The organism is Levilactobacillus tangyuanensis (genome assembly GCF_003946545.1).
Classification (GTDB): Bacteria; Bacillota; Bacilli; order Lactobacillales; family Lactobacillaceae; genus Levilactobacillus; species Levilactobacillus tangyuanensis.
The window spans coordinates 1-26,996 of record NZ_RHOA01000011.1; the positions used below are offsets into that span (position 1 = coordinate 1).

Here is a 26,996-nt window from a genome sequence, read left to right on the forward strand (position 1 = left end):
TGCTAACTATCATAAGGGAGAGGCTTTCCCTTTTCAATTGCTTATTTTTCTATTTACACATAATTATTTAAACACTCTAGATTACTGAATGAGGGGGATTTTAAGATGAATTACATTGGTTCAACGTTACCCGATTTTAAAGTAAATGCTTTTCAAAATGGCGAGGTCCAGTCGCTGACAGCGGCCGACCTGAAGGGGCATTGGTCTGTCCTATTCTTCTATCCGGCCGACTTCTCCTTTGTTTGTCCGACTGAGTTGGGCGACCTAGCGGAACACTATGCGGCGTTTAAAGATCAAGATGCTGAAATCTATAGTGTCTCTGAGGATACTGAATTTGTTCACCAGGCGTGGCATGAACAGAGCCCGGAGGTGGGGCAGGTTGACTATCCAATGATCGCCGACCCGGCCGGTGACCTCGCTCGGCACTATGGTGTCCTGGATGAGGACGCTGGGCAAGCCTACCGGGGGGTGTTCATCCTGGATCCGACCGGTGCCGTGCGATCGTACACCATTAATGACATGGGGATCGGGCGTAACGCCAGCGAGATTTTACGAACCCTGACGGCGGCCCAGTTCGTTGCCGAACATGGTGATCGTGTCTGCCCGGCTAACTGGCATCCGGGTGAGGCGACCTTGCAACCAGGGACCAAATTAGTCGGGAAAATTTAGACTAATAAAAAAAGGATCGCAACGATAAGGTTGCGGTCCTTTTCATTTTAGATACCTGGTGCGATGGCGGCATATTCTTGGTGATACCAGGCACTCCAAGTATTGCCCTTGAGACTACCATCGGTATTATAGGCCAGGTCGACGGTCTTCAAAATTTCGAGGAACATCTCACGTTTGTATGCCAACACACCAGTGGCCAGTTCGGCGGGACTGAATGAGTGGTTGACGTAGAGATAGTGGTTGATATCGTTCATGGCGTAGTCCACTTTGTATTGGGACAAGATTTCCAGGTCATTGGACCGGAAGTGACGAATGTAGAACTTAGCAAAGTCAATCAGGGCTTGTTGTTGAGCATCTGCATCCAAATCAGTGATTTTTACATCTGCATTTGGCAAGATTGGTGACCTCCTCATAAAATCAGTGGGTTGTTGCGAGTGTTGGTCGTACCCTAACTTTATTATGGCACTTTTTATAGGTGGGTAAAGCGTTGGTGACTGTTTTTTCATGGATTTCGTGGCAAAATGGTGTTATTGGGTCATGACGACTTTAAAAAGGACTGGTGGGAATAACATGCGGGTACTCGTAATTGGGGCAAATGGTGAAGTGGGTCATTTAGTGGTCCAGCAATTATTGTTGGCAGGGGATGAGCCTGTCGCCGGGATTCGTCCGGATGAACCGGATGAGGATTGGCGGGATCAGGAGCTGAGTGTCGAACGACTGGATCTCTTGGATAAGCCAGAGCAATTGGCTAAAGGCATGTTGGGCACGGATGCCGTCATTTTTGTGGCCGGGTCGGGCGGCCGTACCAAGGATGACATGACCTTACTCGTCGACCTAGATGGTGCCGTTAAGTCGATGCAAGCGGCGGAGATTGCCGGTGTGCGACGGTTCATCATGTTAAGCATGTTGTTTGCCGAAGATCGTAATCGCTGGGCCGATCCGTTAAAGCCGTTGTACGTTGCGAAATTTTACGCGGATGACTGGCTGGTTCACCGTACCCATTTGATCTACACGATTATCCAGCCCGGAGCGCTTTCGTTTCACGCTGGAACCGGACGGGTGAAGAGCGATCCATTGGCAGTCGGCAGTATTCCCCGGGCGGATGTGGCCACATTTATGGTGGCGGCGCTTCATGCGCCACGGGCGCAATACAAGACGATTCCCCTATTGAGTGGGGATCGCTCGATAGCGGAAGTCATCCAAGCTTTATAAGCTAGATGGTCGTTCGTTTAATCAGTTTTTTGGTAAAATGAAATTAACCGAACAGCTTCTGCTAAGGAGGTAACCGTGATGACTGAGAATATTGTCTTGGCCCCGCCGGCAGCCCTTGAGCTAGCGAAACATCTAGATGAATGGTCAAAATGGCGGCAGACCAAGGATCCGTTGACCGCGGATCGGGATTGGCAACGATTTATTGCGAAGAGTCGCGACAAGGCCGAGTGGGAAGCGGGCCTAGCGGTCGAAATTGACCGATGGGAGGCGCTCCACGCCATTCAATTAACCCTAGAGGACTCTTTATTAGGGATTCGTTAAACGAGCATATAAATGATAATAAGACGCTAAAAGACGATCACAATCGCTGGGGTTCTGATCGTCTTTTTTGGTAGGATGGGGTCACCCCCATGGGCGTTACTGACTGACTGGGCGTCTAGAATATTTAATCGTCCCGAATAACAGTCCCACCCAGCAGGCGATGGCGAGGTAGAGGATGTCGGTTAGCAGTCCGGGACGATGGAGGTGCCAAGCCATTGCAACGCCTACGGTACTGATAACGGCGAATAACAAGAGCCAGAGCCGGCTCTTCGGCCAACGGGTGGCCGGATCTTCCTGGGTGAGCGAGCTGGCAAATTGATTCAGTTGGTTGAGTGTCCAGAAGTTTAATAGGGCAATGGGCAGTAGCAGGCCCTTAGCCGACGTGAATTGGTCATCAAACAGGAGGGCAACCATTAAAATAATATTCATGATCGTTAGATTACGGATGGTTGGATGCAGGGCATGCAGAACCTCAGGTTTCCTTAAGGTGTCGGTCATACCGTTGTCTTCTTTCAATAGGACATCTAGCGATAGGGTGTACAGGTCGCTGAGCTTAATGAGACTATCGATATCGGGATAGCTATGCCCGGTTTCCCAGCTGGAAATGGTTTGGCGTGAGACGTGTAAGGACGTCGCCACCTGACTCTGAGTTAGATTTTTTTGTTGCCGTGTTTGTTGTAAACGTTCCCCGAATTTCATGATGGTTCCCCCTTTAGAACTGTCTTCACCATACCAAATATCGCTAAAATTGCCTAGCTGAGTTTCTAAGCATGACCGTTATATCAAGGATTTCGACCTATTAAAAATAAAAATGAGCAAACAAAAAGACGCCATGGTGGCGTCTTTAATTTAAAATTTCGTTTATTGTTCTTCGTACCAAGTGTAGTGGAAGTTCCCATCGCGGTCGTTCCGTTCGTACGTGTGAGCACCGAAGTAGTCCCGTTGTGCTTGTAACAAGTTAGCAGGTAAGACTTCAGCCCGGAAGCTATCGTAGTAAGTGATAGCGGCGGATAAACTAGGAACGGGGATGCCGGCTTGAACAGCCATGGCAACCACGTCACGGATGGATTGTTGGTACTTGCCAGCGATATCCTTGAAGTAGCTATCGAACAGCAAGTTAGACAACTTAGGATCCTTGTTGAAGGCTTCGGTGATGTTTTGGAGGAATTGGGCCCGGATGATGCAGCCGCCCCGCCAGATTTGTGCTAATTCACCGAACTTCAAGTCCCAGTCGTTAGCTTCGGAAGCAAACCGGAGTTGTTCGAAGCCTTGAGCATAGCTCATCAGCTTACCAAAGAAGAGGGCTTGGCGAACTTCTTCGACGAACTTGTCCTTGTCAGGGATGTCAACGTTGCCTTGCTTTTCAGCAGCTGGCAATTCCTTAGAAGCCTTAACCCGTTCGTCCTTCAACATGGAGATGTAACGAGCGTAAACGGCTTCGGTAATCACTGATTGAGGAACTTGAACGTCCAGGGCATCTTCGGAACTCCACTTACCAGTCCCTTTGTTGTTCCCACGGTCCTTGATGGCGTCGACGATTGGTAAGTTCTTGTCGTCGCCCAAGTCATCCTTACGAGTCAAGATGTCGGCAGTGATTTCAACTAAGTAGCTGTCCAATTCACCCTTGTTCCAGTCTTTGAAGATGTCAGCCATCTCGTCGACTGAAATACCGGCAACGTTACGCATGATGTTGTAGCTTTCATCGATCAGCTCTTCATCACCGTATTCGATCCCATTGTGGACCATCTTGACGTAATGACCAGCACCGTTAGGGCCGATGTAAGTTACACAAGGCTTGCCATCTTGAGGCGCCTTGGCGGCAATCTTGGTTAAGATTGGTTCGACTAAGTCATAGGCTTCCTTTTGGCCGCCGGGCATCAGTGAAGGTCCTTGTAAGGCACCTAATTCACCACCGGAAACACCCATACCAATGAAGTTGATCCCAGATTTGTCGAGTTCGGCGTTACGAGCCATCGTGTCGTGGAAGTTCGTGTTCCCACCATCGATGAGGACGTCACCCTTGTCCAAGAGTGGTAATAATTCATGAATAACGGCATCGGTTGGCTTACCAGCCTTAACCATCATGAGAATCCGCCGAGGGGTTTCCAAAGACTTCACGAAGTCCTCAACGTTGTAGCTTGGGACCAGTTTCTTTTCACTGTGGTCTTTCATAACTTGTTCGGTCTTGCTTGCGGAACGGTTGTAGATACCAACCGTGTAGCCGCGGCTTTCAATGTTCAGGGCTAAGTTCTTGCCCATGACCGCCATACCAACAACACCAATATTTGCTTTTTGATCTGCCATTAGTAACCTTCCTTTACGTTTGAAATTAAGAACGGTTTGTCCAACAGTTAGTGTAGCATTGAACAATTTAAAAGGAAAATGTTTTGTCTGATTTTTACTGAAAAATCAGGAAAGTTTTCACTAATTATTAGAACAATGATAGCGAGGAGGAATTGATCGGCCTAAAGCTTGGCATGCTTGATATTGTTGGCCACTTTGCCCAATAATTCGCTCAGCAAGGCCTTCTCGCCGGCCGATAGGCCTGATGTACCGGCAGCAATGATCTGTTGCTCATAACGCTCGAGAGCGGGATACATGGCCTGGCCCTTTTGGGTTGCCATGAGGGGCCGGCGTTTCTTGTCCTGGTCATCGACGGTGCGGGTCACATACTCGCTGGTGATCAGCTTGCGAACGGTTCGCAGGCAGGTCGAGGGGTCGACGTGGAGTTGGGCAGCGAGCTCCGTCTGGGTAATGCCGGGATTTTCGACGACCCGCATGAGATAAATAAACTGGTTGTGTTGAAGCTGGTCCGGTTGAAAGCGTTGATTACCGATAACCGCGGTGGCACGGGCGATCAGGCCAATACTTCGAAATGAATTGGACATATTTTTCCTCCAGTAGTTGCATTTGCAATTAAAAAGTGAGATACTCGTTACCAATATTATAACACAGGAAGAAGCGGTACTATGATTAACTGGCGGATTAACTCCTTCGATGAACTGACGACTCTTGATTTGTATAAGATTGCATATGAACGTATCCGAACTTTTGTTATTGCCCAGGATCGGCCCTACCAGGAGATTGATGAGACGGACTTGATTGCTCGTCATATTCTCGGCTATCAGGACGGCGAGCTCGTGGCCTATGCCCGTGTCTTTACCGATGAGGGCGGCGTCACGTTCGGCCGGGTGTTGACGATTCCTGAACGTCGAGGCCAGGGATTGGGCCGCCAACTGGTGCAACAAATCGAGGGCGAAATTGCTCGCCACTTTGGCAAATGCCCCATCTTTATTGAGGCCCAGATCGATAAGCAACATTTCTATGAAAAATTTGGCTACGTTGCCGAAGGTCCGGTGTTTGACTTCAATGGGTCACCCCATATTCGGATGACTAAGCCGGCCTTAGTTCAGGCCTAGGTCAACGAATAAAGGACGCCGCAATCATTGCGGCGTCCTTTATTTGTAAAAACCAAGTTATGCCTTAGTCTTTATCTAATCAATGTTAATCTCTCTAGTTGTCGACCAATGCCAGGGCGACTAGTTGTTTAAACGGTAGACCCATTGACGATGGTCGCGTTGGATAAGTTCCTCGGCGGCTGCAGGGCCCATTGAATGTGGCGTGTAGTTAGGGAATTGTGGTTCTTGTAAGTCCCAAACGCGACGAATTTGGTCAACAAACTTCCAAGCGTAGGAAACTTCTGGCCAGCTGGAGAAGTTGGTCCCGTCACCCTTCATGACGTCGTGTAACAGACGTTCGTAAGGTTCTGGCGTTTCCTTAGACTTTTCAGCGTCAACCAAGTAGTCCAACTTGATGGGTTCCGTTTGGAACGTGGCATCGTTGGTCTTGGCGTTTAATTGCAGGGAGAACCCAGCGTGTGGCTCAACGAAGATCGTCAAGACGTTGGCTGCCAGTGGGGCGTTAGGTGCTTGTGGGAAGGCAAAGATATCAACCAATGGCTTCTTGAAGACGACGTCCACGCGGGTAAACTTGTCGGCTAACATCTTCCCAGTCCGGATATAGAATGGGGTGCCTGACCAACGGTAGTTATCGAACAAGAGCTTGCCGGCAACGAACGTTTCAGTGGTTGAGTCATGAGGAACGTTGTCTTCGTGACGGTAGTCGGCTTGATCGTTGATGGAGCCGTATTGGCCCCGGACGAAGTTGGTTGCGGCATCGGCAACGTTGTAGACCCGTAAGCTCCGTAAGGCCTTCACCTTTTCAGCTCGAATATCGGTATCCGTGAAGGCAACAGGTTGTTCCATGGCTAACAGGGAAACGATTTGCATGATGTGGTTTTGAACCATGTCCCGCAAAGCCCCACTGTTATCGTAGTAGGAAGCTCGTTCTTCAACCCCTAACTTTTCGGAAAGGGTGACCTGGATGTTATCGATGTAACGGTTGTTCCAAAGGGATTCAACCAAGGTATTACCGAAACGCAGGGCTTCGATGTTCTGAATCATTTCCTTACCCAAGTAGTGGTCGATCCGGAAGATTTGTTCTTCGTCAAAGGACTTGCTGAGGGCATCGTTTAATTGTTTTGCGGAGTCGAAGTCGCGACCGAAAGGCTTTTCGATGACCAACCGGTTGAAGGCATCTTTGTTATCAGACATTAAGCCTTGGGACCGTAAGTCTTGGGCGATTGTGCCGAAGAATTGTGGGGCCATGGACAGGTAGAAGATCCGGTTGCCTTGCAACTTGTACTTCTTGTCCAACTTGTCGGCCAATTCCTTTAGAACAGAATAGTGCGCCGTGTCCGTAACGTCATGTGCTTGGTAGTAGAAATGAGAGATGAAGTCGCTGGCTTCTTTAGAGTCGGCGCGTTCGCCACTGTCAGCCAAGGATTTCTTGATGGCAGCACGGAACTTTTCGTCATCCAACGTTTGCCGGGAAGTCCCGATAACGGCGAAATGAGACCGTAAGTTACCTTTGCGATATAAGTTAAACAGACTTGGGTAGAGCTTCCGGTAAGCTAAGTCACCAGTGCCTCCAAAGAACATGAATAATGCGGTACGTTCAGTTGCCACGAGTTCGTCACTCCTTAAGTGTGAGTTTGATTAGGTTATTTAACATGATTGAACCTGTCCGGTTAGATGCGCCGGAAAACAGGTGTGGGTCGACGACTGTCTAGACCACTTCGAAAGCTTATTATACGCTACTTTCAAATGAAACGCGACAATTTTAAAGCAAGAATTTCAAAATAGGACAACCGGTTGCATTGGCATAAAATCAACGTTTTCATTGAAATGCGGTTTTCATGAAAGCAAAATAGTTTTTGCTCCAGCCGTATGGAAACGACTTTCTCACCGTTACTGGTCATTCGACGAATCTGAAGTAAGTCTAGCAAATACCGAGGGAAAAGACACGTGATAGGCGTTGGACAATTATAACAACCAACTTGGACGAAAACGCCAATCGCGACGGACTTTGACGGTGCGTTACGCAAATAATTCACGACCGAACTAAGTAGACGCTAAGTTAATTTTAAGCCTTATTAAAAAAGACTAAAAACCGCATGAAACCGGGTTCAATTAAGGTTGAAAGCTGTTATACTATGAGGCGGTTAGAAAATACAGTGCCGGCACGTAACTGTCGGCCGATTAAGGGGTCAGGATATAATGAAGAAGTTTATGATTGCTTTGACCGGGTTGGTAACGTTGGCCACGGTAGGTGCAGTGGTACCAGCAACGGCTGTAACATCAGCAACAACTGCTCACGCGGCAACTCACGTGGGACCAAGTTTGAGCGTTAATGCTATTCGCACGTCAACCACGAAGGTTTCGGGGACCGCAACGAAGAGCTCTAAGATTACGGTTAAGGCCACGAAGAATGCTAAGAAGAACTTGGCTAGTGGTACCGCTTCAAAGAAGACGGGGAAGTTTTCCGTTAAGTTATCCAAGAAGTTGAAGAAGAATGCTAACGTCTACGTTTATGCAACAAACCCTAAGACGAAGACGTCCTTCTACCGGATCATCCGGGTTGAAGGTGCTGCTACTAAGGCTGCAACGACGACTAAGAAGACTACAACCAAGAAGACCACAACAAAAAAGGCCACCACTAAGAAGACGACGGCTAAGAAGAGCACTGCTAACTTCACCGTTAAGACGCCTACTGGGACTTGGAAGTCTAACACGGCTAACAAGTACTCCCAAAAGTGGGTCTTCAGCCAAAAGACTGGTTTGAACGAATACCTTTACAAGAACGGTAAGAAGGTTAAGACCTTAGTTTCTTACGCTAAGTACAGTGTTAGTGCTAAGACCCCAACGTTCTGGAAGATTACTTACACCCCTAAGGGTTCTAAGACGAAGAAGACCGTTTACTTACGCTTCACTTCTGCTAAGAAGTTCAAGATCGTTAACAGCAAGAACAAGGTCGTTGCCGTTAAGGCCGGCGTTGCCCCAGCTGCTAAGTGGACTTTCACGAAGTAAGCTCGTTTATAATGACTCATTTAGCGACATCCTCGTTGGGGATGTCGCTTTTTTTTATGACAAAAGGGTCCCCACCCAAGCTAGTGAGGACCCTCTATGATGATACCGGTTAGTTAGTGGCCAATTGTTGAGTGACCGGGTTAGATTGCTTGGCAACCCGAGGCCGGTAACGAATGAGCCGCATCGCGTTGAAGATGACGACTAGAATGGAAGCTTCGTGGACAAACATCCCACTGGCCATGTAGATGTAGCCGTAGACCAGGCCGATTAACAGGAAGGCCACGGTTAGGATGGCAATCGTGATGTTTTCCTTCGTGTTGGCGGCGGTCTTCTTGGCTAAGCCAACCGCATGGTTCAAGGCAGTGAAGCTGGATTGCATCAGGACGACGTCGGCCGTTTCGATGGCAACGTCGGTCCCACCACCCATGGCGATGCCGATGTTAGCGGTGGCCAAGGAAGGGCTATCGTTAATCCCGTCACCGACGAAGGCCACGTGATGACCCATGTCTTGGAACTTCTTGACGAAGGTGACCTTATCGGATGGCAAGAGGTCGGCGTGGACCTCGTCGATGCCCAGTGATTCGGCGACGGCTTGAGCGGTGGTTTGGTTGTCACCGGTTAACATGACCAGGTGCTTGATGCCTTGGCGTTTCAGAGCGGCCAAAGCGGCAGGAACCTCATCGCGAACCGTGTCGGCCACGCCTAAGATAAAGGCTAACTTCCCTTGGTAACCGACTAAGACTGTGGATTGACCCTTGTCTTGCATGTCGTGGAGGTCACTGAGTTGGTCAGCGGATAATGTGATGTCGTGGTCCTTGAGCAAAGCGGCATTACCAACGAACAGGTCGTGGTCGTGCCATTGGCCAATCATCCCACGACCCTTGACCGTTTCGGTTGCGATGGTCTTAGCATCGGCGGCAACGTGATTGATTAAATGAGCCGTAATGGCTTGGGCCAACGGGTGATCGGAGGTTTGTTCGACCTGGGCCACACCGGCGAGTAGGGACCGATCATCGGTATAGCTGTGAACGCTGGCAACGGTCATTTTGCCAGTCGTCAGGGTCCCCGTCTTATCGAAGACTAAGGTGTCAACCTTGGCCAGGCTGTCGACCACGTCGCCACCCTTGATGAGGATGCCGTTCTTAGCACCGTTACCAATTCCGGCAACGTTAGAAACGGGTGCACCGATAACCAGAGCGCCGGGGCAACCAAGCACCAGAACCGTGATGGCCAGCTTGAGGTCACGTGAGAAGACGAAGACCAGAATGGCAATGATTAAGACCGCTGGCGTGTAGTATTGGGCAAATTTGTCGATGAATTTTTCGGCCGGGGACTTGGTATCTTGGGCTTCTTCGACCAATTCAATAATCTTAGAGAAAGTTGTTTCGTCTCCGACCTGGGTGGCCTTAACTTGAATCATGCCGCTTTCAACCATGGCGCCGGAGTACACGCCGTCGCCGTTTCCCTTGTTAATGGGGCGGGATTCACCGGTAATGGAGGCTTCATTAACATAACCAGATCCATCGATGACTTGTCCATCGACGGGAACCTGGCCACCGGCCTTGACTAAGACGATGTTGCCTTCTTCGAGGTCATCCACGTCAACGTCTTCTGTTGTTCCATCGTCGGTCACCAGTTGGGCAGTCGTTGGGGCCATTTCGGTTAGGGATTGAATGGCGCCCCGCGTCTTGGCGAGTGTCTTTTGTTCTAGGTAGGAACCGAAGAGAAAGAGGAAGGTCACGATCGCAGATTCCTCGAATTCACCGATGGCAAAGGCCCCGATGACGGCGATACCAACCAGAAGCTCAATGCTGAAGACCTTAGCCTTCAGTGCACTGATGGCCCGTAAGACAATGGGAGCCGCGGCAATGATTGAGGCAATAATCCAAGCCGTGTCGGTAACGTAAGGAATTTTAGTGAACCAGGTGTTCAGGAAGCCGAAGATGATCAGGCCGGCTGACCAGAAGGTAATGGGATTAGTGTGGGCATAAATATAACGTTGAATAGCCATAAATAAACGATCCTTTCTGTGAAGTCGAATTTTTCAAGATTTGTTGTTCTTGTTGATGTTTCCATTATGCCGTGGATTCAATCGGATTAACTTGATGTAAATCAAGTCCGGATAAAAAAGTCGATTTTTTTGAAAAATGTCGTCGAATCACGATAAAAGCGATCGAAAAATTGCTTAATCGAATAATTGGTATACCAGAATTAATCGTTTACTAAACTTACAATCTAATGGGGTAAAGTGATGAAAAATATCAGGAAATTGACCATTATTTTAATTAATTTCATGGATAAAACGTTTTAAAACGGTCATGTGACGGCGATGCTCATCGATCACGACTGGTGGGGATGATTCACGTTGGTGGAATGGTTGCCCCGAATGAAAGACTAGCGGGTGCGTTGATTTGACAGGCTAATCTAAAATTGGTACGCTTCTATCTGGTGCCGAAGCAGGTGGCACGTTCTCGGACTTAATGAGGTGATTAGTGTTGGATAGATTAGCATTCCCAAATCCCCAGCAGATTCGTCAGGAATGGCTTGACCTGAACGGACAGTGGGATTGTTTGTTGGTTGAAAATGAAAACGATTACATAGTGCCGCCGGCGGCCGATCAATTTGACCGGCAGATCCAGGTGCCTAGCAGTCCAACCTTCCCGGTTTCCGGGTTGGACCTCACAACCTATTACCCGGTCATCTGGTATCGCCGTGAATTTGCGGCCGACTTACGGGACCAACAACGGGCCCTCTTAAACTTTGAAGCGGTCGATTACGAATGCGACATCTGGCTTAACGGCCAACATATCGGGCATCATCGCGGGGGGCATACGCCATTTACCCTCGACGTGACGAACTGGCTGGCGGCCACCAATGAGCTAATCGTGAAGGTCGTTGACCATAATCGGACGACCCAGCCACTGGGTAAGCAAAGCTGGAAGGATCAAAACTTCCTTTGTTGGTACACGCGGACCATTGGCATTTGGCAGAATGTTTGGCTGGAATTTACCGGGGAGCATTACGTGACGAGGGTCACCGCCTTGCCAGAAATTCACCGAGCATCCCTGAATCTGGATCTTGAGTTGGATACCCCGGCACCGGTTGAGGTCCGGGCCACCGCTCGCTATGCCGGACAGCTGGTGACAACGGCCACCGTTTCCGCTAAGAATGGGCGAGCAAAATTCTCCCTGGATGTCAGCGATAACCAGGCTAACTTCCGGCTACATTATTGGACACCCGCGACGCCGGATCTCTATGATCTATCGTTAGAGGTCCTGGACCGTGGCCAAGTGACGGACCATATTGACAGTTATTTCGGCATGCGGGGAATCGAGACGCGGGGCCAGGATATCTTGGTTAACGATCAGCGGGTCTACCAAAAGTTAATCTTGAATCAAGGCTACGACCGACATAACGGCCTCAGTTCAACGGTTACTGGGGATGCTGCGGATATCGATAAGATTAAAGAAATGGGCTTTAACGGTCATCGACTCCATCAGCACATTGGCAGTCATCGACTTCTGTATCTGTGTGACGCTAAAGGGTTATATACCTGGGCAGAAATGCCGAGTCCCTTTGAGTTTAGTGCCACCATGATGACGAACTTTCAAGCGGAGTTACCAGCCTTCATTGCCAAGCATATCAATCATCCGGCGGTGATCACCTATGTCTTGATGAATGAATCGTGGGGGGTCAATGAGATTGCCCATCAGCCGGCCGAACAGGCCTTTGTTGATGGACTCGTCGACCTGACCAAGGCCTACGATCCAACCCGTTTGGTCATTGGTAACGACGGTTGGGAACAGGTGAAGACCGATGTTGCGACCGTTCACGATTATGATAATGACCCTGATCGACTGACGGCCAGCTATCCTGACCTGACCACCACCTATCAGGGGAGCCCGTCACAAACCAGTGGCCGGCGAACTTTCTGTGACGGCTATCAAGAACAGTCGGTTCCATTTATCCTCAGTGAATACGGTGGGATTGCCTATGAAGAGGATGCTCAGTCCGATTCCTGGGGGTATGGCGACCGGATTCAATCAAAGGAGGCCGTTGTGGCCAAGATTGAGGCCTTGACCCAGGCGGTTATGGCCATTCCAAACTGCGCGGGCTTCTGTTATACGCAGCTTTCGGACGTGGAACAGGAGGTTAACGGCTTGCTGGATCACGATCATCGCTACAAGATTGACCCGGAGCGGATTCACGCGATCTTTACAGCCGAACATCAGACAGGTTTTGTTTTTGATTAGTGGGGGAATAAAACGATGAAGGAAAATGAGTTAACGATACCAAATGACGATGACCCAAGCCAAGTGGTCGCGCCTAGTGAATATGCCGCGTATTTCCTCTATGGCTTTGGCCAATGCTTTAGCTTCGGGGTGGTCGGTAGTTTTATCCTGATTTTCTACACGGATATTGTGGGAATTTCGTCCGTGATTGCCAGTGCCATCTTCATGATTGCCCGGCTGTGGGATGCGGTGTTTGACCCGGTTGTTTCGGGGTGGATCGATAAACACAAGACAACCACGGGAAAATTTAGGAAATACATGCGGATTGCGCCCATCTTCGTGGCGGTCTCAACGGTGACCTGTTTCATTAGTCCGGACATCAGCATGGGTGGAAAAATCATGTATGCCGGCGTGACCTATATTCTCTGGGGCACGTTGTATGCCTTCTCCGACATTCCATTCTGGTCATTGTCGACCGTTATTTCTAAAAACGGTCAGGCACGGACTAACCTGTTGACGACGGCCAATCTAGGCGTCTTCGGCGGGATCGGCATGGTCGGGTTGATTCTGCCAATGATGCTGACCTACTTCAAACAACACGGTTCACCGGCCTCTAGCTACATGATCAGTGTGGCGATTCTGATGGTCGTTGGGTTTGTTCTGATGGAAATCGGGTATAAGTTCACCAAGGAACGGGTGGTGAGTCCCAAGGCCGAAAAGCTAACCACCAAGGATATTGTGGATTCGGTCAAGGCCAACAAGTACATGCTCCGGATTCTGCTGCTATTTTTCCTCAAGATTTTCATGGAAATGGTCAACAGTGTCATCATCTACTTCTTTACCTATAACCTCTTAAATGCCAACCTGATGAGTGTCTTCGGCTTGATTGGGACGTTCAGTGCCCTCGGGTTCTTCCTGATTCCGTTACTGACGAAACGATTCAAGAAGCTCCATATCCTGCGGGTGCTCCTGATTACCGATGTGATTGTGCGAGTGATCTTCTTTGCCACTGGCTATCGGCACGTGGTCCCGGTCTTTATCTTCCTGGCGATCACGCAAACCCTTTACTCGGCAACGGGGCCAATTATTTCCGCCATGTTAGCCGAAACGGTGGAATACAGTGAGGTGAAGACTGGTAAGCGGTGTGAAGCCATTGTCTTTGGTGGGCAAACCTTTGCTAGCAAGGTGGCCATCGCCGCGGCCGGTGCTTTAACCGGGTTGCTACTGTCTGGCGTTGGCTATCAGGCCAACACCACCCAATCCAGCACCACGCTCATGGGGCTCTTCGTGATTATTTCAATTTTGCCAGCGTTGGGTTCCTTGTTACGGCTCTGGGTACTTGCCAAGTATGACTACACGGAAGACGAGTTCCATGACTGCATGAAGATCATTGAAGAACGGCGGCTGAAGGCAGAAGCCGACGAATCGTCTCAGGCTTAACTTAAAATTGCACGTCAAAAGGCCCCGGTAACTCCTCACAGAGAGTTGCCGGGACCTTTTGGTTTAGTTGCGGTTAATCTTCATCGTCATCATCGTCTTCTTCATCGAGACCGTCGCGGGCATCCTTACCTAGGAGGGCCTGAAGTTCACGGATGATATGATTATTCGTACCACGCAGATCGGTTAGGAAGCTGGCCAGGGCCGGCCGTTCTTCCTTCTCGGCGAGCTTGATAGCCCGGTCGATGAAGAGGTTGTGCGTGTCGGCATCGTGGACCAAGCCGTCGATTTGGTCTTCGGCGGCGAAGTACTTCTTGTCGCCACCCTCCTGCAACATGTTGTAGTCGTGGAATTCCTTGGTCGTGGTTGAAACGATTTCGCCTTCGTCCAGCAGCAGTTCACCCAACGCGTCGAATTGACGCCGGTAGGTTGCGATGTAGTCGTTCAGTAGGGACCGAACGCTCACGGCCAGGGGCCCCTTAACGGACCAGCGAACTTGGTGGAACTTCACAATTGAGATGTGGAGGTTGGCCAAGATGTGGTTGGTCATGGCCCCGGCGGTTGGAACGTGGTGGTCGTGTTCGGTCTGTGCCTGTTCGGCAGCGTAGCGGTCGGCAATTGTCATGGTATCAGTCATTGGATGAACTTCCTTTCGATTTTAGGGGATTAGAGGGCTTTTACTTTTGAACTTTGAACGGCATAGCCCAGGTCGGTGACCGTGGCTTCCAAGTCATCGGCGGAAATAGCACTGTCGTCGAATTCGGCCTTAACCTTGCTGGCGTTGAAGAGTACCTTGACGTTCTTCACGCCATCTTTCTTGCTAAGGGCACCTTCGATTTTGGTCATGCAAGATGGGCAGGTCAGATCGTCTAATTTCATGGTTACTTTACTCATATTGAAAACCTCCTTAGGTTTCGCTGGTCTTGATTACATAAGTTAGTATACGGGCGACCGTTGAAAAAGAACTTGACTCAGATCAAGTTGCCCAATCTTTTTCGATATTTTACCGGAAAATGAGCAAATTGCTCATAAAACGGCGGTTTAATTGGGTTTATCGTGGGTAAGAGTTTCGGAATATTAGTAAATATGCGACAATATATAGCAGAAATAAAAAATAAGTGAGGGACGAACCATGTGGAAGAAGAAAAAAGAAGTGAGTATGGCGGGGGTCGTCACCGCAACGTTACTCTTGAACGCTGCGGCCGCATGTATGTGGCCGTTGACGACCGTCTATATGCATAATCAGCTCCACCAAACCTTGGCGTTAGCCGGGGTGGCGCTGCTGGGAATGTCACTATGCATGATTCTGGGGAATTGGCTGGGTGGCTGGTTGTTCGACCACTGGTCGCCCTTCAAGAGTGGTGTGATTGGAACCCTGTGCTCGCTGATTCCCATGGTCGGTCTGATCTTCTTTCATGGCTGGCCGGTCTTTGGCTTCATGCTCCTATTCATTGGTTTAGGGGATGGGATTGTGATGACGGTTGTGAATTCGTTCGCGGCCAACGTCAAGAGCGTGAACAGTCGGCGGGTCTTCAATTACCTCTATATTGGGATGAACCTTGGGGTAGTCCTGGGGACCTTGATGGTGGGTTATCTGATGGACCATGGGGTGACCCTGGTCTTTACCGTAGCCAGCCTCTGTTACGCAGCTCAGCTGATCATCTTCGTGCTGGACTTCCGGGTACCGATTGAGAAGAAGACCTACAGTCATGATCAGAAGACGGTTAAACCGGTCCAGATTAAGCTCATTTGGCTAATCAGCCTGCTGGTCTTCTGCCTGTACCTGAGTTATTCTCTCTGGGAAAGTGTGATTTCCGTGCACATGACCAACCTGGGGATTTCCTTCGAAAGATACAGTCTGCTTTGGACATTGAATGGGATTCTGATTGTCTTTGGGCAACCGCTGGCCAACCGGATCGGGGCCAATTTCAAGTTGAGCTCGCAGATTTGGACGGGCACCGTCGTCTTTATCCTGTCCTTCTTATTGTTAGTCTTTGCGAAGAGCTACGCGACCTTTGTCTTCACCATGGTTATCCTGACACTGGGTGAGATGACCGGATTCCCCGGGATCCCGGCCTGGATTGATAACCTGGCGGGTGATAACGACAAAGGTAAATATCAAGGAATTTATAACATGGCCATCTCGTTTGGCCGGGCCATCGGACCGTTATATGGGGGGCTACTGATCGAATACGGGAGTTACCAATCCCTGTTCTGGTCGGTGACCGTCATTATGTTGTTGGTCCTAGCGGCCGTGATGTTCCGGAATCATCGCGATCTGCTGAAATTAAAGGAATAGCCCGCGAGGCAAGCTGGCGGCAACCGTTTCGGCCATATGAACCAAAAAAACAGGCGTAGCGACAATCTGTCGTTACGCCTGTTTTGGATCTAATTGGTTGAAAATCCTTGTTGATGCAGACCGGCTAGGATGCCAGCCCGCTGTTGAGGATCACGACTCAGTTCCGCTGCGATGTGATGGGAGAAGGTTTCGTCTCGTTGATGCGACTCACGTTTATGGTAATAGTCCGTGATGAGTTGGTCGTAAGCAACCAGGCGGTCGTCGGTTGGCTTGAGCCGCTGATAGGTATTTTCGAAGTGGATCAGGCTTTGTGGTAACCGGGGCTTCTGGCCGGGTTGGTCGGCCGGATGGCCAATGGCTAGGCCGAGCAATGGGAAGGTGAGCTGGGGCAAGTCAAACAGGTCAATTAATCGTGGCACATCATTTAAAATGCTGCCCATGATGGTGCTCCCTAAGCCCAGGCTCTCACCCGCGGTGACCATGGCTTCCGTCATGATAGTCGCATCAAAGATGCTTGCCAGGAGTTTGTCGGTACTGTGAAGGTTAGTCGTTGCGGTGGGATCGTTTGGCGCCAACTGCTGATTACGGAATTGGTCGGCGACAATCAAGAAGTAATGGCCGGCCCGCTGTAACCAGGGATGACCGGTGACCTCGGCGAGGACGGCGAGCTTTGCCGGATCGGTCACGCTAATGATGCTAGCTTGCTGCGAAAAGGTACTGGTTGGGGCGTGCTGGGCCGCACTGACCAGGGTCGTGACCTCTTCTTCGGTCAACTTGGTCGTCGTAAACTGCCGCACGCTGCGGTGAGTCATCAACGTTTCCAAGGTTGGATTAGTCATGAAGCGCGACCTCCTTTTGCCGGGCGACCAGGGCGTCGTATACCCGGGATTCATCGCGTGGAACCCCGCGGAGTTCGTAGCTGGCCACAAAGGGGGCGTTAAACTTTTTGGCATAACGCTTGGCGGTCAGACAGTACTGTTCATTAAAGTTACGATTGCCACTGCCGACAACCCCGATGAGTTGGTCGGCGTTATCACCATATTCGATGTATTCACCCAAGACGTTGGTCATGAGTTCCTTAACGCCGTTGTCGATGCCGTTACCACCATCGAGATAGGTGGGGACGAAGCAAAAGTAAGGGGTTGTTTCGGCATTGAAGTCACTGACCTCACTAATTTCCGTCGAGACAATGGTTGGCTGAGTCGCGTCCTTCGCATGTTGTTTGGCGGCGTAGGCGGTGAGGTTCGCCACAAAATTACGGGTGTTGCCTTCAATAGAAATAAATAGAATTCGTAAGGGTTGCATGTTGGGTTCCTCCATTTTCTTCGCCAGTTAAGCTCTATCCAGTGTACACGGATCTGGCAAAAATTGCTGGCATGATGATGACTCCAAAACAACAAAATTGCCCCGGAATCTTGTCAAATTTTAGGAGATATGCTATCCTGTGGTTACTTTAAGAAAGAACGAGGTATTCAGCCGATGCGTAACTAATCAATCAACCAATGTTAGTCAGTTTCACCCTTTATGAGGGGTGAAGTGGGCCTGCAAAGGGGATTGATGGGACGCGCGACTGAATTGCCAAGGCAGTCAGTGGGCGCCATTTCCAGTTGGGAAATGTGACCACTTTTTTTGTGCGATCAAGTAGTGGGTAGTTGCCAGCAATCCCGGCTTTTAAAGAGGGAGACGATTTTTTGACACAAATAACTTTAACGAATATCACAAAAACTATTGCTGGTAACCAGCTCTTCACGGCGCCACACTTAACCGCTCAGACGGGCGACGGGATTGGCATCGTTGGGGCCAACGGGGGTGGTAAGACCACCTTGGCACGCTTGATAGCCGGGCAGGACGCCGACTTTACTGGTGAACGTCACGTCGATCAGTCGGTGACACTGGTTCCCCAGATAGCACCCACCGACGGCCGTTCGGGTGGCCAGAGTATGTTGGACCGAATCCGTCGGGCCCTGGCTCAACGCCCGGCCTTACTTATCCTGGACGAACCATCTGCCAACCTCGATGATGATCATCAAAGGTGGTTAATTCAGCAGCTGCTAGCCTATCGCGGCCTGCTACTGGTGATTTCTCATGACCGAGAATTGCTAAATGCCGTTGCGACCGGCATCTGGTCTTTAAGTGAACACGAGTTCCGTCAGTATAATGCCGGATTTGCCGCCTTCGAACAGCAACGAACGGAACACCGGCAGAATCAGTTGCAGGCATACCAACACGAACAACGGGAAAAGCGGGAGGTCCAACAGGCCATTCAGGCACGCCATGAAAAGGCTGCGCGTATTCGTAAAGGGAGTCGGCACATGAGTGCCCAAGAACGGGCCAATTCGAAGTCCTTGCGCGAAGACAATGCCGGGAAGATGGAACGCGGCGCGCGGGCATTAAAGGATCGTGCCAGCCGAGAGATGACCACGGAGAAACCGCATGAGGTGGCCGCGTTGAAGCTGTTGGCGACCGACCTGCCCCCGGTAGTTGGTAAGCAGCTGGTCACGGTGAGCGACCTGCATTTGATGCGAGACCATCACGATCTGTTGCATCACGTTAATTTTCGGATTAAGCCGGGGGAACGAGTCGCCATTAGTGGACCTAATGGAAGTGGAAAATCCACCTTGATTGATCAGATTCTGGCAGGGGTGCCGGGCACCCGCTTGGCTCCCAGTGCGCGGATCGGTTATTTCCATCAAGACATGACGCAATTGCCATTAGACCAGACGGTTTGGGCGACCATTGCGGCCGCTACTACCCTGGATACCAACCGGACACGGCAGATCATGGGCGCCTTTGGCCTGACTGCCATCTTCTATGACCGCTTGGTGGGCGACTTAAGTGGAGGCGAACAGGTCAAGCTCCAGCTGATCACGATTCTGGTAAGTGCCAGTAATCTGTTGATTCTCGATGAACCCACGAATTACCTCGACTTACCGGCGTTACGAGCGTTAGAGGACTTCTTGATTGGCTACCCGGGCACGGTGTTGTTCGTGGCCCATGACCAGGCCTTCCGGGACCGGGTGGCCACCAGAACGTTGGTGGTTCAAGACCACCAGTTGATTGATCCCGAGCGGACGGCGGTGGGGACGCCCTCGTCTGACCTGCCACAATTAAAATTTGAATATGATCAGTTGATGATGGCGCCGAAGCTGGATACGAAGCGACTCCAGGAGCTAAGAGAACAGATTGATCGCTTACAAAGCTAAGCGCGTTGACCGTCGGCAAGGTCACGGATTGTGTTAGTTGTGATTAGTGTTTTCTGCTAAGTGGGCAACTTGTAAGTTGGACTAACCATCTCAGGGGTTAATTGCAACGAATACACCGGTCCATGGTAAATTGAGTCTAGAGAACGGACCGACAGCCGTACTCAACAATCCTACAATTCTACGAGATGAGTCAACGCGGCTCAATGGTCTTCATCCACTATTGGGTCTTAAAGCATCAAAAAACGGTCTGGCAATTTGCCAGACCGTTTTTTTAGTCATCATTCTTTTCTGGATCGGTCATTTCAATCCGCTTCTGTGGGGGATTGACCGTCACCTCTAACCAATTGATAAAGGAATTCTCATAGTCGAGGACCTTTAAATCAAAGTTTTCCAGATGAATCACGTCGTTGACCTTGATGGTAGGGTAGTTATCGATGATAAACCCGGCCATCGTCACCGTTTCGGTGGATTCAAATCCCTTGATGTCCGTGTTGAAGTACCGTTCAAAGTCATAAGTCGTCATCTTACCATTTACTTGGTAGGTGCCGTTAGGCTGTTTGAAGATGTACTGGTCATTGGCATCGTCGATTTCATCGCGAACTGTTCCAAACAGTTCTTCGTAGATATCCTTATCCGTAATGATCCCGGAAGTCCCACCATACTCGTCAACAACAACGACGATTGGCGTCCGTTTCTTAATCATCTGTGACAGGACCTGGGTAATTGGCGTCGTTTCCGGCGTCGTCGAGATATCCCGAATTAACTTGTCGACCCGGATAGAAGAATCCACCTGTTGCTGTCGAATCAAGTCATAGTTGTAGACGTAACCGAGAATCTTATCCTTATCGTTATCGGCAACCACTGGGAGCCGGCTAAACCGTTCCTGTAAGTAGACGTTTAACGCGTCCTTGACGGTGGAGGTGATATCGATGACTTCCAGCTGCGTCCGGTCAATCATGATGTCCTTGGCAACCTTGTCATTCAATTCGAAGGCCCGTTGCATGTAAACCAGGTCATTCTTTTCCAATTCCCCACCTTCCACGGCACTCCGTGAAAGGTTTAGGATTTCAGCTTGAGAGAAGACTTCATCACTTTCGTTTGCAACCTTGAGGCCCATGAGCTTAACGACGCCAGAGGCACTGCTGTTGAGTAACCAAACGAATGGGTAGAAGAGGACGTGGCAGTAATGTAGTGGCGTTACCACTAACATTAAGACCTTCATGGGCATATCAATCGAAATGTTCTTAGGAACAATTTCGGTGAAGACCACTTCCAGGTAGGTCAATAGGAGTACCCCGACAATCACACTAATCGTGTGGGCCGTGGCCCCATTGAGGTGGGCAGGTGCTAATCCGTCTAACAGAATGTCGACGAAGAAGGTTTCCCCAATCCACCCAAGGATGATCCCGGCGAGGGAAACCCCCACTTGGGTCGTTGATAAATATTCGTTTAAATTGGTAACCATTTTCATGGCCCGATTAAGCTTCACTGACGGCTTGTCTAGTTCCGCAATTTTTTCTTCTAAGGCACTAGGCCGCGTCTGGACTAAAGCAAACTCGCAGGCAACAAAGAAAGCTGCAAATAAGAAGGTAATTAAAATAATAATTAGATTCACAACTATCTGACCGCTCACACATCATTCCTCATTTCATAAAGTTTCTATCCCTCTATTATAGCGCGTCTCAGCGCCTTTTCACAGGGGGTGAATTGAAGCAAATTTTACCCTTTATACGTTCGCTTAGCAACCGAACACGAGGAAAAAGTTAATTTCGAAATGGGATATTTAACGTTTTGACCAAAAAGGACTAGACTGAAATTAGTAACATCAAAGGAGATTTTGATTATGGCAGATACACCAAAGGAAAAAGTAGAGACACCAACTGTTGATATTCCAAAAGAAGACGTGGAAAAGGCAGCGAAGTTGGTTCTGGATCCGGGGTATGTGACGAAGAAGGATTTACCAAAGATGGCAGATTTAGCCTGGGCGACCGCTTTATCTGATGCTGTAACAAAGCATTTCTTAAACAACGATGACGACCATGACCCTTACGTTTACTTCGAACAATTTGACTTCGATGGTGGCGATATTGATTCGATTATCTTCAATATGGATATCATCAAGACCCGTGAGGAAGCCTTGGATGACTTGGCTGAAGCATTGGGTGAAAAGATTGTTAACCATGAGGTTGACCAAACGACCTACTAAAGTCGCGGTGATTGGAAAGACTTCGACAGCGATGTCGAGGCCTTTTTTATTGGGTAAATGCCATCGAGAATGTTTGACCATTTGACGAAACAATTTTATTTTTTTCTGACCGATCAACTTCTGTGAAGCTTTAAAATACCGTGATAGCGGCATTTATATGAAGCAATTAGCACTCTATCTACGCGAGTGCTAATTGCTTGCATTGCTGACCAATCCTGACTATTATAGACAATGTAAACAAGGAAGACAGAAAGGGGTTATTGATTATGGCTAATGAAATGATGAACCGCAACTTTGACTTATTCGATCCAATGAACTTCTTAAATGAAGTAGGCAACTTGGGTCATGACATGTTTAATGGTGACAACATGATGAAGACGGATGTCGTCGAGCATGATCAAGACTACGTTGTGACTGCCGAAGTGCCTGGCTTCAAGAAGGATGACCTGCATATCGACTACCGTGACGACACGCTACGGATTTCTGGTAAGAGTCATGTCAATGATGAATCAAAGGACCAGGATGGCCGGATCTTACGGCAAGAACGTCGGAGTCAAGACGTTGCCCGTTCCTTCTACCTGCCCGACATTGATGTGAAGCAGGTTCAGGCAAAGTACGCCGACGGTATTTTGACGTTGACGTTGCCTAAGGAAACGAAGACGGATGATCATCACGAAATCAGTATCGACTAGGGCGACCGCGTTCGTGATTAACCACAACTAAGCAGAAGAGGCCATCAATCCCAGACGGATTGATGGCCTCTTTTTTTAGTATTGTTTGCCTGACTCGTAGACGATCTCGGGGTCATTGCCCGTGCGGTGATTCTGATTAAGCAAGTCAATCATGGTCAGCTCGTCCTGATCGAGTTCAAAATCAAAGACATCGGCGTTGGCGGCTATTCGATCGGGATGGGTCGACTTAGGAATCGGCACCACGCCGTGTTGTAATTCCCAACGCAAGACAATTTGGGCCACGGATTTGGCATGGTGCTTGGCAATTTTGGCCAGCATAGGATTGTCGAGTACGGTCCGGCGGCCCAGTGGGCTCCAGGCTTCGGTCACAATTTTTTGTGATTGGTCATAGTCTACCAGTCCTTGCTGGTTGAGATAGGGGTGGTATTCAACCTGATTCACAACCGGCATTTCCTTGGCCTGGGTCGCTAGGAGTTCCAGGTGGGCCACGGAGTAGTTAGAGACTCCGATGGACTTAACTTGGCCGTTGGCCTTGAGTTGTTCCAGGGCCCGCCAGGTTTCGAAGAAGTGTTCACGAACGGGCCAGTGAATTAACAACAGATCGAGATAGTCCGTTTGCAGCCGCTTCAGCGATCCCTCGACGGCCTTCATGGTCCGATCGTAACCCTGGACAACCTCGGCGACCTTACTGGTTAGGGTAAAGCCTTCACGCGGAATGCCTAGTTGGTGAAAGGCTGGTCCCAAGATATCCTCGTTGCGATAGAGCATGGCGGTGTCGAAGAGCCGGTAACCGGCGTCCCACGCGGCCTGGATGCTGGTGTTCATGGTGGCCTGATCCTTAATCAAATAGGTCCCGAAGCCTATAACTGGGATGGTCTTGCCATCGGCCAAGGGGATGGTGTCACTCATTTTTGTTAATGCCATACGCGTACGGCCTCCTCACATTAATGTTGCGTCATGAATTCATCTTAAGCTAAAATGAAGGCAATGACAACGCTTACTGTGGCCGGTGAAACTGGTCAAACAGGTTAACGCTGGCTTCGATCAGCATCCCGCCGGTCATGATCCACATCGCTAACATGCTATGATTGGTTAACATACAACCCAATAGAATGAGGTACAAAACAAATAGAATGATTGACGTTGATTTGTGATTCATAATGGTTCCTCCCTTGAACAACTAAGTCGATTATACCCACTGTTTGGTCAAAGTGTTAACTGCTAACGATTCGGTTAAATCCGTGGGAATTCTCACAAATCAAACGGGGGTCCAGGTGGGAAGCGAGTACAATAAAGGTAAAGCAAGTGGACGGTAAAGGAGGCTTGGGCAATGGCACAAAGTGAATCTAGTCAGCCCGACTTAACAGTTGGGCTCTCGGCGGCAGAGGTCGCCACGCGTGAGGCGGCGGGACAGAAGAACGATCCGTTGCCGCCACTAACTCGGAGCGTCAAACAAATCTTCCGTGATAATATCGTGACCCTATTTAACCTGATTAACTTGGTTCTGGCTGGCCTGGTCTTCTTCACGGGTAGCTATAAAAATATGTTGTTCCTGGGTGTTGTGGTCATCAATACAGGGATTGGGATTTTTCAGGAAATTCGTTCTAAACGGCAGGTCGACAAGCTGGCGTTGCTCTCGGAGAGTCAGATTAAGATCTTACGAGAGGGTGAGGTCGTTGCCCGCCATCAGGATGCGATTGTTCAAGACGATCTCCTGATGCTGGGTCGTGGCGACCAGTTGCCAGTGGATGGCCGAATTCGGCAAACGACGGGCCTGGAAGTTGATGAATCACAGATTACCGGTGAGGCCACCCCGATTGTGAAAAGCACCGGGGATGAATTGGTTTCTGGTAGCGTTATCCTAGGTGGTAAGGCTGTGGTTCAAGCCATGACGGTGGGCGATGACAGTTACGTGAAGCAATTGGCCCACTCGGCGAAGCAGGAACATCGGACGCCCAGCGTACTATTGACGATTATTAATCGAATTATTAAGGTTCTGACGTTTACCATTGTTCCTTTGGGGGCGGCCCTCTTTATTTCCTCACTCATGCGGGGCCAGGATCAACACCGGGCCATTTTAGGTACCGTCGCCGCCATGGTGGGGATGATCCCCGAAGGCCTGGTCTTACTGACCTCGGTTGCCCTGGCGGTTGGGGCCTATAACCTGGGGCGGCGCAAGGTGCTGGTCCGGGAATTGCCGGCGATTGAGGCCCTGGCGCGGGTCGACGTGCTTTGTTTGGATAAGACCGGGACCATCACCAACGGCCATTTAAAAGTTGATCGGATTGACCCACTGGCCGAAGTACCGGTGGCGGATCTCGAACGGGACCTCGCCCAGTTAGTAGCTGCGACGGGCGATGACAACGAGACGGCGACGGCGGTGCAGTCTGCCTTGGGCTCGCCACAAGTTACTGCGACCGAGATCCAACCGTTCTCCTCTGATCGTAAATGGAGTGGTGCGACCATCGCCGGGGAATCATTCGTGTTGGGTGCACCAGAATTTATCTTTGACCATGTGCCTGACGACGTGCAGCAACGGATTCAGACCTGGGCCCAGCAGGGCTATCGGGTCCTGTTGTTAGCCAAGGTAGCCGCCATGACGGCGCCCCGGCCAACTAATCCCGAAGCCCTAGGGCTACTGTTGATCACGGATGAATTACGGCCACGGGCCAAGTCCACGTTTAGTTTCTTTGCCAAACAGGACGTGGCGCTCAAGGTTATCTCAGGCGATAATCCCGTGACGGTGGCTAGTATCGCCGAACGGGCAGAGATTGCCGGCGCCAAGCAGTTGGTTGACATGAGTCAGGTGGGAACAGAACCGGATTACGATCGGTTAGTCCAAGACTATAACGTTTTTGGACGGGTAACCCCACAGCAAAAGGAGAGTCTAATCAAGGCCTATCAAGCGGCCGGCCACACGGTGGCGATGACGGGTGATGGGGTCAACGACCTGTTGGCTCTACGCCAGTCCGACTGCAGTATCGCAATGGCTTCCGGCAGTGAGGCGACTAAGAGTCTGGCGGACTTTGTCCTGATTGAATCCAACTTTGATGCAATGGTCCACGTCTTAAATGAAGGTCGGCGGGTCATTAATAACATCGAGCGAGTGGCCTCCCTGTATTTGATTAAGACCATGTACTCGGTAGTGTTGACCCTGATCTTTATCTTCATGAGTCGGAGTTATCCATTTGAACCGATTCAACTCACGCCAATTTCCTCACTGATGGTGGGGATTCCAACTTTCTTCTTGGCGCTGCAACCGAACCACGACCGGATTGCCGGGCGCTTCATGCAACAGGTCATGGAGATTGCGGCGCCGGCCGCGGTCTGTGTGGTTGGGTACATTCTCGTGATTCTAGGTATCGGGACCCAATTCCACTTGAGCTTTGCCACGACCTCCACGCTGAGTGTGTTAATGACAGGACTCGTGGGACTGAATGCTCTGGTTCTAGTGGCACGGCCCATGAACCGCTTCAAGGTGACCTTAATTATCTTGATGGCGGCCCTATTCGCCGGGGTTTTCCTGTTCGCGGGGCCGATATTCTCGCTAGTTAGTCTAATTAACTGGCGATTGGCCTTGCTCTACCTGCCCCTCATGGTCAGTGTCTTTCCAGTGTTTATGCTGGTTCAGGACGGGTTGGGCAAGCGAATCTTAAGCAAGATTAGATGGCGCTAGTTAAAAAATGATTTGGTTTCGCTTATCTAGTCATCATGACTAGATAGTATGATATAATGAGTCTACTAACGGAAGGGTAGGGATAGACATGGCAGACTTTAATCAATACACCCGGTGGGAACACCAGATGCATGGGGTACGGTTACCCCGGTGGGATGATCTTCCAAAATTTGATTTATATATGGACCAGGTCACCGCACTGATTAACGATATTCTGGGGCCACTGGGCATTGATACCGTGACGCCGGCAATGATTAACAATTACGTGAAACACAATATTATCATGGCGCCCGTCAAGAAGAAGTATCAGACCATGCAGCTCACGGATATCTTGATGATTAGTCTGTTGAAACCAATGTTCCAGACCGATACCGTCCGTTCTGGCATTGACCAGATTACGGCCGGCGACTATCCTAAGCAAGCCTACGATAACTTCATTGGCCAACTGGAAGACCGTCTTCACCACCTTGGTGAAGACCACGTCCAACCGGCAGCCCAGAATCTAAATGAAAAGTTGGTGCAGGTTGCTATCGATGCCGTCGTCTCTCGACTTCAATCCGAAAAATTACTGCGGCTGATCAAACGGCCATTGCGGAAGGTTACCAAAAAGTAATTGTTGGC

Annotated in this window: 26 protein-coding genes; 13 read left to right on the top strand and 13 right to left on the bottom strand. The window is 49.8% G+C overall.

Going from position 1 to position 26,996, the window contains the following annotated elements:
* Positions 1-105: 105 nt before the first annotated feature.
* Positions 106-669 carry a redoxin domain-containing protein gene (locus EKM96_RS07985; RefSeq protein WP_125642254.1) on the top strand — a complete coding sequence of 188 codons (564 nt, stop codon included), beginning with the start codon at positions 106-108 and terminating at the stop codon, positions 667-669.
* A 47-nt stretch (positions 670-716) separates the two neighbouring features.
* Here the strand turns inward: EKM96_RS07985 and EKM96_RS07990 are convergent, their stop codons facing one another.
* A complete protein-coding gene (locus EKM96_RS07990) occupies positions 717-1,064 on the bottom strand; it encodes a hypothetical protein (RefSeq protein WP_225417710.1) in 348 nt (115 codons plus the stop codon).
* A gap of 175 nt (positions 1,065-1,239) precedes the next feature.
* On the opposite strand from EKM96_RS07990, the gene EKM96_RS07995 reads away from it, so the two are divergent.
* Entirely contained in the window at positions 1,240-1,881 is a 642-nt protein-coding gene (locus EKM96_RS07995) for an SDR family oxidoreductase (RefSeq protein WP_125642260.1), read from the top strand.
* A gap of 78 nt (positions 1,882-1,959) precedes the next feature.
* Positions 1,960-2,202: a hypothetical protein gene (locus EKM96_RS08000; protein ID WP_125642263.1), complete on the top strand. Its 243-nt coding sequence runs from the start codon at positions 1,960-1,962 to the stop codon at positions 2,200-2,202.
* 96 nt (positions 2,203-2,298) lie between these two features.
* Here EKM96_RS08000 and EKM96_RS08005 read toward each other — a convergent pair whose 3' ends face one another.
* The 3 genes from EKM96_RS08005 to EKM96_RS08015 form a co-directional block, all read right to left on the bottom strand.
* Entirely contained in the window at positions 2,299-2,901 is a 603-nt protein-coding gene (locus tag EKM96_RS08005) for a helix-turn-helix domain-containing protein (RefSeq protein ID WP_125642266.1), read from the bottom strand.
* Positions 2,902-3,063: 162 nt separating this feature from the next.
* On the bottom strand, positions 3,064-4,506 hold the full coding sequence (gene gndA / locus EKM96_RS08010) for an NADP-dependent phosphogluconate dehydrogenase (RefSeq protein WP_125642270.1): 1,443 nt from the start codon (positions 4,504-4,506) through the stop codon (positions 3,064-3,066).
* Positions 4,507-4,667: 161 nt separating this feature from the next.
* Positions 4,668-5,090: a MarR family winged helix-turn-helix transcriptional regulator gene (locus EKM96_RS08015; RefSeq protein WP_125642273.1), complete on the bottom strand. Its 423-nt coding sequence runs from the start codon at positions 5,088-5,090 to the stop codon at positions 4,668-4,670.
* Positions 5,091-5,171: 81 nt separating this feature from the next.
* Here EKM96_RS08015 and EKM96_RS08020 point away from each other — a divergent pair, with 81 nt between their 5' ends.
* The gene (locus EKM96_RS08020) at positions 5,172-5,621 is read left to right on the top strand and encodes a GNAT family N-acetyltransferase (RefSeq protein ID WP_191987353.1); all 450 of its coding nucleotides are present in this window, start codon (positions 5,172-5,174) and stop codon (positions 5,619-5,621) included.
* 120 nt (positions 5,622-5,741) lie between these two features.
* Here the strand turns inward: EKM96_RS08020 and zwf are convergent, their stop codons facing one another.
* Complete coding sequence (zwf, locus tag EKM96_RS08025; protein WP_125642276.1) at positions 5,742-7,229, bottom strand: glucose-6-phosphate dehydrogenase; 1,488 nt, start codon at positions 7,227-7,229, stop codon at positions 5,742-5,744.
* Between the two features lie 591 nt (positions 7,230-7,820).
* Between zwf and EKM96_RS08030 the strand changes: the two genes are divergently transcribed.
* Positions 7,821-8,630 carry an Ig-like domain-containing protein gene (locus EKM96_RS08030; RefSeq protein ID WP_125642279.1) on the top strand — a complete coding sequence of 270 codons (810 nt, stop codon included), beginning with the start codon at positions 7,821-7,823 and terminating at the stop codon, positions 8,628-8,630.
* Positions 8,631-8,739: 109 nt separating this feature from the next.
* On the opposite strand, the gene EKM96_RS08035 is transcribed toward EKM96_RS08030, so the two are convergent.
* On the bottom strand, positions 8,740-10,641 hold the full coding sequence (locus tag EKM96_RS08035) for a heavy metal translocating P-type ATPase (protein ID WP_125642282.1): 1,902 nt from the start codon (positions 10,639-10,641) through the stop codon (positions 8,740-8,742).
* A gap of 484 nt (positions 10,642-11,125) precedes the next feature.
* Here EKM96_RS08035 and EKM96_RS08040 point away from each other — a divergent pair, with 484 nt between their 5' ends.
* Together EKM96_RS08040 and EKM96_RS08045 are read left to right on the top strand one after the other, a co-directional pair.
* The gene (locus EKM96_RS08040) at positions 11,126-12,883 is read left to right on the top strand and encodes a glycoside hydrolase family 2 protein (protein WP_125642285.1); all 1,758 of its coding nucleotides are present in this window, start codon (positions 11,126-11,128) and stop codon (positions 12,881-12,883) included.
* Between the two features lie 15 nt (positions 12,884-12,898).
* On the top strand, positions 12,899-14,302 hold the full coding sequence (locus tag EKM96_RS08045) for an MFS transporter (protein WP_125642288.1): 1,404 nt from the start codon (positions 12,899-12,901) through the stop codon (positions 14,300-14,302).
* A 73-nt stretch (positions 14,303-14,375) separates the two neighbouring features.
* Here EKM96_RS08045 and EKM96_RS08050 read toward each other — a convergent pair whose 3' ends face one another.
* Positions 14,376-14,936: a ferritin-like domain-containing protein gene (locus tag EKM96_RS08050; RefSeq protein ID WP_125642291.1), complete on the bottom strand. Its 561-nt coding sequence runs from the start codon at positions 14,934-14,936 to the stop codon at positions 14,376-14,378.
* Between the two features lie 29 nt (positions 14,937-14,965).
* The gene (locus EKM96_RS08055; protein WP_061776788.1) at positions 14,966-15,193 is read right to left on the bottom strand and encodes a heavy-metal-associated domain-containing protein; all 228 of its coding nucleotides are present in this window, start codon (positions 15,191-15,193) and stop codon (positions 14,966-14,968) included.
* Between the two features lie 238 nt (positions 15,194-15,431).
* Between EKM96_RS08055 and EKM96_RS08060 the strand changes: the two genes are divergently transcribed.
* Entirely contained in the window at positions 15,432-16,598 is a 1,167-nt protein-coding gene (locus EKM96_RS08060; RefSeq protein ID WP_125642294.1) for an MDR family MFS transporter, read from the top strand.
* Between the two features lie 89 nt (positions 16,599-16,687).
* Here the strand turns inward: EKM96_RS08060 and EKM96_RS08065 are convergent, their stop codons facing one another.
* Both EKM96_RS08065 and nrdI read right to left on the bottom strand, forming a co-directional pair.
* Positions 16,688-17,437, bottom strand: a complete 750-nt coding sequence (locus EKM96_RS08065; protein WP_125642297.1) for an NADPH-dependent oxidoreductase — start codon at positions 17,435-17,437, stop codon at positions 16,688-16,690.
* Positions 17,430-17,903, bottom strand: a complete 474-nt coding sequence (nrdI, locus tag EKM96_RS08070) for a class Ib ribonucleoside-diphosphate reductase assembly flavoprotein NrdI (RefSeq protein WP_125642300.1) — start codon at positions 17,901-17,903, stop codon at positions 17,430-17,432. Before nrdI ends, EKM96_RS08065 begins: the two co-directional genes overlap by 8 nt.
* Before the next feature lie 386 nt (positions 17,904-18,289).
* On the opposite strand from nrdI, the gene EKM96_RS08075 reads away from it, so the two are divergent.
* On the top strand, positions 18,290-19,801 hold the full coding sequence (locus tag EKM96_RS08075) for an ABC-F family ATP-binding cassette domain-containing protein (protein WP_125642302.1): 1,512 nt from the start codon (positions 18,290-18,292) through the stop codon (positions 19,799-19,801).
* 271 nt (positions 19,802-20,072) lie between these two features.
* Here EKM96_RS08075 and EKM96_RS08080 read toward each other — a convergent pair whose 3' ends face one another.
* Positions 20,073-21,434, bottom strand: coding sequence for a hemolysin family protein (locus EKM96_RS08080; RefSeq protein ID WP_125642305.1), 1,362 nt, complete (start codon positions 21,432-21,434; stop codon positions 20,073-20,075).
* Positions 21,435-21,644: 210 nt separating this feature from the next.
* Here EKM96_RS08080 and EKM96_RS08085 point away from each other — a divergent pair, with 210 nt between their 5' ends.
* On the top strand, positions 21,645-22,007 hold the full coding sequence (locus tag EKM96_RS08085) for a hypothetical protein (protein ID WP_125642308.1): 363 nt from the start codon (positions 21,645-21,647) through the stop codon (positions 22,005-22,007).
* 266 nt (positions 22,008-22,273) lie between these two features.
* Positions 22,274-22,699, top strand: coding sequence for an Hsp20/alpha crystallin family protein (locus tag EKM96_RS08090; protein WP_125642311.1), 426 nt, complete (start codon positions 22,274-22,276; stop codon positions 22,697-22,699).
* A gap of 75 nt (positions 22,700-22,774) precedes the next feature.
* Here the strand turns inward: EKM96_RS08090 and EKM96_RS08095 are convergent, their stop codons facing one another.
* Both EKM96_RS08095 and EKM96_RS10575 read right to left on the bottom strand, forming a co-directional pair.
* Positions 22,775-23,623: an aldo/keto reductase gene (locus EKM96_RS08095; RefSeq protein WP_125642314.1), complete on the bottom strand. Its 849-nt coding sequence runs from the start codon at positions 23,621-23,623 to the stop codon at positions 22,775-22,777.
* A gap of 73 nt (positions 23,624-23,696) precedes the next feature.
* Positions 23,697-23,858 carry a hypothetical protein gene (locus EKM96_RS10575; protein WP_164511004.1) on the bottom strand — a complete coding sequence of 54 codons (162 nt, stop codon included), beginning with the start codon at positions 23,856-23,858 and terminating at the stop codon, positions 23,697-23,699.
* 171 nt (positions 23,859-24,029) lie between these two features.
* Between EKM96_RS10575 and EKM96_RS08100 the strand changes: the two genes are divergently transcribed.
* Positions 24,030-26,375, top strand: a complete 2,346-nt coding sequence (locus tag EKM96_RS08100; protein WP_125642317.1) for a cation-translocating P-type ATPase — start codon at positions 24,030-24,032, stop codon at positions 26,373-26,375.
* Positions 26,376-26,463: 88 nt separating this feature from the next.
* Positions 26,464-26,988 (top strand): DUF1836 domain-containing protein, encoded by a 525-nt coding sequence (locus tag EKM96_RS08105; RefSeq protein ID WP_061776777.1) that lies wholly within the window; start codon positions 26,464-26,466, stop codon positions 26,986-26,988.
* The last annotated feature ends 8 nt before the right edge of the window (positions 26,989-26,996 follow it).

Coding starts and splice junctions, on each gene's coding strand:
- EKM96_RS07985 (WP_125642254.1), top strand. CDS start 106: ATGAATTACATTGGTTCAACGTTACCCGATTTTAAAGTAAATGCTTTT.
- EKM96_RS08050 (WP_125642291.1), bottom strand. CDS start 14,936: ATGACTGATACCATGACAATTGCCGACCGCTACGCTGCCGAACAGGCA.
- EKM96_RS08085 (WP_125642308.1), top strand. CDS start 21,645: ATGGCAGATACACCAAAGGAAAAAGTAGAGACACCAACTGTTGATATT.
- EKM96_RS08095 (WP_125642314.1), bottom strand. CDS start 23,623: ATGGCATTAACAAAAATGAGTGACACCATCCCCTTGGCCGATGGCAAG.
- EKM96_RS08045 (WP_125642288.1), top strand. CDS start 12,899: ATGAAGGAAAATGAGTTAACGATACCAAATGACGATGACCCAAGCCAA.
- EKM96_RS08065 (WP_125642297.1), bottom strand. CDS start 17,437: ATGACTAATCCAACCTTGGAAACGTTGATGACTCACCGCAGCGTGCGG.
- nrdI (WP_125642300.1), bottom strand. CDS start 17,903: ATGCAACCCTTACGAATTCTATTTATTTCTATTGAAGGCAACACCCGT.
- gndA (WP_125642270.1), bottom strand. CDS start 4,506: ATGGCAGATCAAAAAGCAAATATTGGTGTTGTTGGTATGGCGGTCATG.
- EKM96_RS08035 (WP_125642282.1), bottom strand. CDS start 10,641: ATGGCTATTCAACGTTATATTTATGCCCACACTAATCCCATTACCTTC.
- EKM96_RS08015 (WP_125642273.1), bottom strand. CDS start 5,090: ATGTCCAATTCATTTCGAAGTATTGGCCTGATCGCCCGTGCCACCGCG.
- EKM96_RS08090 (WP_125642311.1), top strand. CDS start 22,274: ATGGCTAATGAAATGATGAACCGCAACTTTGACTTATTCGATCCAATG.
- EKM96_RS08005 (WP_125642266.1), bottom strand. CDS start 2,901: ATGAAATTCGGGGAACGTTTACAACAAACACGGCAACAAAAAAATCTA.
- EKM96_RS07995 (WP_125642260.1), top strand. CDS start 1,240: ATGCGGGTACTCGTAATTGGGGCAAATGGTGAAGTGGGTCATTTAGTG.
- EKM96_RS10575 (WP_164511004.1), bottom strand. CDS start 23,858: ATGAATCACAAATCAACGTCAATCATTCTATTTGTTTTGTACCTCATT.
- EKM96_RS08060 (WP_125642294.1), top strand. CDS start 15,432: ATGTGGAAGAAGAAAAAAGAAGTGAGTATGGCGGGGGTCGTCACCGCA.
- EKM96_RS08105 (WP_061776777.1), top strand. CDS start 26,464: ATGGCAGACTTTAATCAATACACCCGGTGGGAACACCAGATGCATGGG.
- EKM96_RS08055 (WP_061776788.1), bottom strand. CDS start 15,193: ATGAGTAAAGTAACCATGAAATTAGACGATCTGACCTGCCCATCTTGC.
- EKM96_RS08020 (WP_191987353.1), top strand. CDS start 5,172: ATGATTAACTGGCGGATTAACTCCTTCGATGAACTGACGACTCTTGAT.
- EKM96_RS08030 (WP_125642279.1), top strand. CDS start 7,821: ATGAAGAAGTTTATGATTGCTTTGACCGGGTTGGTAACGTTGGCCACG.
- EKM96_RS08000 (WP_125642263.1), top strand. CDS start 1,960: ATGACTGAGAATATTGTCTTGGCCCCGCCGGCAGCCCTTGAGCTAGCG.
- EKM96_RS08100 (WP_125642317.1), top strand. CDS start 24,030: ATGGCACAAAGTGAATCTAGTCAGCCCGACTTAACAGTTGGGCTCTCG.